This window comes from Arthrobacter sp. NPDC057009, assembly GCF_042673905.1.
In the GTDB taxonomy this organism is placed as follows: Bacteria; Actinomycetota; Actinomycetes; order Actinomycetales; family Micrococcaceae; genus Arthrobacter.
The window spans coordinates 1-4444 of sequence record NZ_JBHUSB010000047.1 but is presented as its reverse complement, the minus strand read 5'-3'; the positions used below and the strand labels follow the sequence as shown (position 1 = coordinate 4444).

At 59.6% G+C, this 4444-nt stretch carries 4 protein-coding genes; 1 reads left to right on the top strand and 3 read right to left on the bottom strand.

What is annotated here, in order from left to right; genetic code table 11:
• Nucleotides 1–122 precede the first annotated feature (122 nt).
• A protein-coding gene (locus ACFTR6_RS21995) for an IS3 family transposase (RefSeq protein WP_377959473.1) occupies nucleotides 123–1270 on the top strand; the annotation gives its coding sequence in 2 pieces (ribosomal slippage) (nucleotides 123–402 and nucleotides 402–1270; 1149 coding nt in all).
• A 376-nt stretch (nucleotides 1271–1646) separates the two neighbouring features.
• Here the strand turns inward: ACFTR6_RS21995 and ACFTR6_RS21990 are convergent.
• The 3 genes from ACFTR6_RS21990 to ACFTR6_RS21980 form a co-directional block, all read right to left on the bottom strand.
• Entirely contained in the window at nucleotides 1647–2555 is a 909-nt protein-coding gene (locus ACFTR6_RS21990) for a hypothetical protein (RefSeq protein WP_377959472.1), read from the bottom strand.
• Nucleotides 2556–2675: 120 nt separating this feature from the next.
• The gene (locus ACFTR6_RS21985) at nucleotides 2676–3587 is read right to left on the bottom strand and encodes a hypothetical protein (RefSeq protein ID WP_087871879.1); all 912 of its coding nucleotides are present in this window, start codon (nucleotides 3585–3587) and stop codon (nucleotides 2676–2678) included.
• A 531-nt stretch (nucleotides 3588–4118) separates the two neighbouring features.
• Nucleotides 4119–4444, bottom strand: a 326-nt coding sequence (locus tag ACFTR6_RS21980; protein WP_377959471.1) for a hypothetical protein, incomplete at its 5' end; no start/stop codon positions are given.

The following is a 4444-nucleotide window of genomic DNA, read 5'->3' as shown; positions in this document are numbered from 1 at the left end:
GCGAGAGAACGCCAGATCCCCAAAAGAATCTGATGCATCCCGTCCTGACATCTCCGGAGTGTTTTGGGAAGGACTAACTCAACTCATATCAGCGAGCTTGTGCTCGTGGAAGGATGTTGACCATGCCCACGCCGTATGGGGCGGAGTTCCGCCAGGATGTTATTGATGTGGCCCGCAAGGGCGAGGCGTCGCTGGCGCAGATCGCGAAGGATTTCGGGCTGTCGGTCACGACGTTGAAGCGCTGGATTGCCATTGCCGAACGTAAGGAATCCGGGACTGCAGCTGCCGTGGGAGCGGAGTTGGGTGAGATGCGGGAGCTGAAGAAGCGGAACCGCTTGTTGGAGCAGGAGAATGAGATTCTGCGCCGGGCTGCGGCCTATCTGGCCAGGGACATCAACCCAAAATGATCTACCCGCTGGTCACGGATCTTGCCGCCGACGGTGTTCCCGTGGCGGTGACCTGCAGGGTGTTGGGATTTAGTAAGCAAGGCTATTACCGGTGGAAGGCCAGTCCGGTGACGAAACGGGACTGGATCGATGCGCACGTCGTCAACGCCGCCCTGGACATCCACGCGGACGACCCTGCATTCGGATACCGGTTCATCGCCGACGAACTCCCCGAGAAGGGCATCACGGCGGGTGAGAACAGGGTCCAGCGCCTGTGCAGGGACCACGGCATCTGGTCGGTCTTCTCTAAGAAGCGGGGCTTGAACCGCCGACCCGGGCCACCGGTCCACGACGATCTGGTCGAGCGGGACTTCACAGCCACGGCACCGAACGAGCTTTGGCTGACGGACATCACCGAACACCCCACTGCCGAAGGGAAGCTCTACCTCTGCGCGGTGAAGGACGTCTATTCCGGCAGGATCGTCGGGTACTCGATGGACTCGCGGATGAAGTCCTCGCTGGCCGTCGCCGCACTGGAGAACGCCATACGGGCACGCCGGCCGGAAGGGACAGTGGTGCAATCGGACAGAGGGTCCCAGTTCCGGTCTCGCCGCTTCGTTGAATCGCTCCGGCACCACGGTCTCACCGGATCGATGGGCCGGGTCGGTGCGTGCGCCGACAACGCCGCGATGGAATCGTTCTTCTCGCTGCTGCAGAAGAACGTTCTGGACCGTCAGCGGTGGCTCACCAGGCAGGACCTCCGGCTGGCCATCACAACCTGGATCGAGAGAACCTACCACCGCCGGCGACGGCAGAGACGGCTGGGCAAACTCACGCCCGTCGAATATGAAACAATCAACCGGACCGCGCTCATAGCGGCCTAAGACCCCGAGTCAACAAAAGCCGGGGCAGTCCCCATTTCCTCCATCTCGGACTCGTCACCGGCAAAGAATGAGTAGTCACTGTCCTGGATTTCCACCATGCATTCCGGTCCGGCAAACTCGAGGAGACACCACGCCGGCGTAGCTGAAGGCTGGGAGTAGTAGAGAATGAAACATCCAGCATGCGATCCCGCATGGCACAGTCCAATGGACGCCCGATCCTTGCCTTCGGGGCCGACGGACAAGTAGGGACGTGACGAATCACGTGAACCGGAAATCATATTTTGATTATGAGGCTGTGCCCTTCGGTGTCGGATCCGAACCTCTACCTGGACACTTTGAGAAGTCCAGTCCACGAATCCCTGTGGACGGTACTCGTCTACTCCGCTTTGGGCAGGTCGGCGGTAAACCCGTACTTCTTGTGCACCTTGAGAAGCAACGCGGTCAGGTCTTGGATGACGAGCTGGCGCATGTCGCGCTCATCTGTTTCCAGGATCCGGTCCAAGTTCGGGGTGATAGTTCCTCTCACGGTTAGTCCCACTTTCCTGATCCGGGTAGTGGTCGGTGAATCGCCTGTGTGCATAGCGGTGGCGCCCGGAAACCAGCTGTGGCTTTCGGAGATACTGAACTCCAGTGACCGTAGCGGACCGCTTAACCACCACTGCCGCCACGCCGTCGACGCGTTGAGGTCCATCGCGACTTCCCGTGCCGTGGCCCGGTAAAGCTGTACCCGGTACGGTGCGTGCTCGAGTTGTTCGCCGTATTCGAGGAACCTTGGTTCGTCTTCACGTGGAGCCAAGGGCCACAGCGTCTCGGTGCTGCGTTCGTAGGCTTCCCGAAAGTCCGCATGCATGCCGTTACCGATCATGCCCATGAAGAAGTCGAACATCGCCGGCCTGTCCGGGTGCTCCAGGAAGTGCCCCTCGGGTGGCGGCACGTTGCCGACCAGAACTTGATAAAGGCACCAGCCCCGCAGCCACTGCTCATAGCTGAACGGCTCACGTTCCTCCGGTTGCCTGCCCAGGAACGGTGGCGCTGCCGGATCAAATTTCTGAGGGTCGAACGGGTCGCTTTCAGCTGCGGCCATCCTTGCCTCGAAGAGGGCTTTGGGCTCGGGCCGGGACTCCCACTCTAGGAACACTTGCGATGCGCTTCGCAGGGCCTGCTCATAGAGATCAATGATCGTTTCGCCCTTCTCGGCGCGCAGACGCCTGATCAGGGCGTCAGATTGGGGTCCGGGATCCCGGTTCCACAGCCGTGCCTCTTCCACGAAGACTTCCAGGTCCATAGCGTTCCTTCACGAGAGCGGCGCGGCGGGCGGGCCTGAACCCCTTAGCCGGGAGTGCCGGGCAGGACCGGAACCCAAGACGACAGTAATAGGTCGGGGCGGATCGAGGCTTTTGTCCTACTAAACCGAAGGCAGTCCCACCTCCATCGGGGACCACTCCGCTTCGTCCGGCTCATCGGGTCCCACCAGCCCGGACAGCAAGATGTCGAGGCAACGCCGGGACTCGGTCACGAATTGCTGCAGCATTGGCATAACGTCATAAACGGTATCCCGGTATGTGAGTTGCACCTTCATGGCTGGGCGGAGGATTGTTTGACCGATCGTTCGGATCGGAGCTCCCGCGTGAAGTGTCCCGAGCACCACACCGTCGCTGAATCTAACGTCGGAGAACATTTCAATACGGGGGACGGCCTGGTGGTCGTGGTCCTCATACTCGAAGGAGCCGCCGAGGTTAATCTCGTGAATGTCAGCCGAGACAGTCAGGATGTCGCGGTGCTTGTCCTGGATGTCGAGTTCGTGAAGCATCGAGAGTATCGACAGCCCTCCGGATTGCATGTAGGTGAACGGTTGCATAATCCGGAGCCGCTCCTGGAACTCAAGATTTATCTCGCCCACCCAGTCGTTGACAGCCCTTTTCCACTGCTTCTCGTCAACGCAGATTGGAAAGTACACCGACTTGGGGCGTGTGGGCTCGGTGTCTTTAAAGTGCGCCATACCCCACGCAACAGCATCGAAGGCACTTCGAAGGTTGTGCAGGGCGTCACCGACATCGAGCGCCCAATCGTGCTTTGGGACTCCTCTGGGTGCTCGGGCAACGAGGTCGATTCCCAGGCGGTCCTCACGTAAGACTGCGTCTATCGAAACCGGGGCGCTTGCTTGCCACTCAACGAACTTGGCCTGGAGGAGGGCAACGTGCGAGTTCGCCCGACTCCACTTGAGGTCGGGCCAGGTCGTGAAGTTGATGCCGCCGATGAGACGGATGGGTTCGACGAATGGCGCCTGGTCATCTTCTGCGGAAGCGTCTTGAGTCACGGGTCAAGCATGACAGACCCTACAGACAGCACGCCGCGTATTGCGTTCGCACGAACTGCAGCAAGCAAGGCGTGCCCGGCGCTCGTAAGCCGGTGATGGCCCGGCCTTTGGTGCCGCCAGCGAACGATCTGTGGGACGGCGCCGCCTTGAGAATCACCAGCGAACAGCAGCCTATTGTCTGGCTATTCCCATTAGGAAACTCTAGGGTGGCGGCATGACGCCTAGATGGCTTGGAATCGCCCTACTTTGTGTGGGTACCGTGAACGCCTTCATCAGGGGCATGTTGGTCCTTCAGTCCACATCGAACAGCATCTGGGCGTACTTCGTCGTGCTTGGTGGCGTCGTTCTAATGCTTTGCGGCTACTTCATCGGAAAGCGCAAAAGCTGGAACTGACGCCATTCGCGAACCTTCAAGGGGCAGACATTAGTCAGCTCCGTCGATATGGTGACTGCATGGATGAAACGCCGCGATTCCGTTCACTGCGAAGGTGGCCCTGGGCCCTCGCCATCCTGCTTGTGATCATCGTGAACCTAATTCTTCTGGCGTTTAAAAGCCGCGAGTGCGTTGGCGAAATAATCAAGTCCATGTGTACTAGCGGCCCCGCAGTCAACATGGATGGCACGTGGATTTTTGTGCTGGTGAGCGTTGCCGCCGTCATCTACTTCGCGCGGCGCCTCGTGCGTGTTGCTGGAGCCAGAAGGGGATAAGCCGCCGACGGCGCACAGCCAATCAAAAAACCAACCCGCTACGGCACTGTTCGGTAGGTCTAATACGAAAGTAAGGTTCGTCAGGCTGCGGTGGCCGGGGTGATGGTGACGTTGAAGCCTAGGCTGTTGAGTTTTTTGATGGCGTTGTT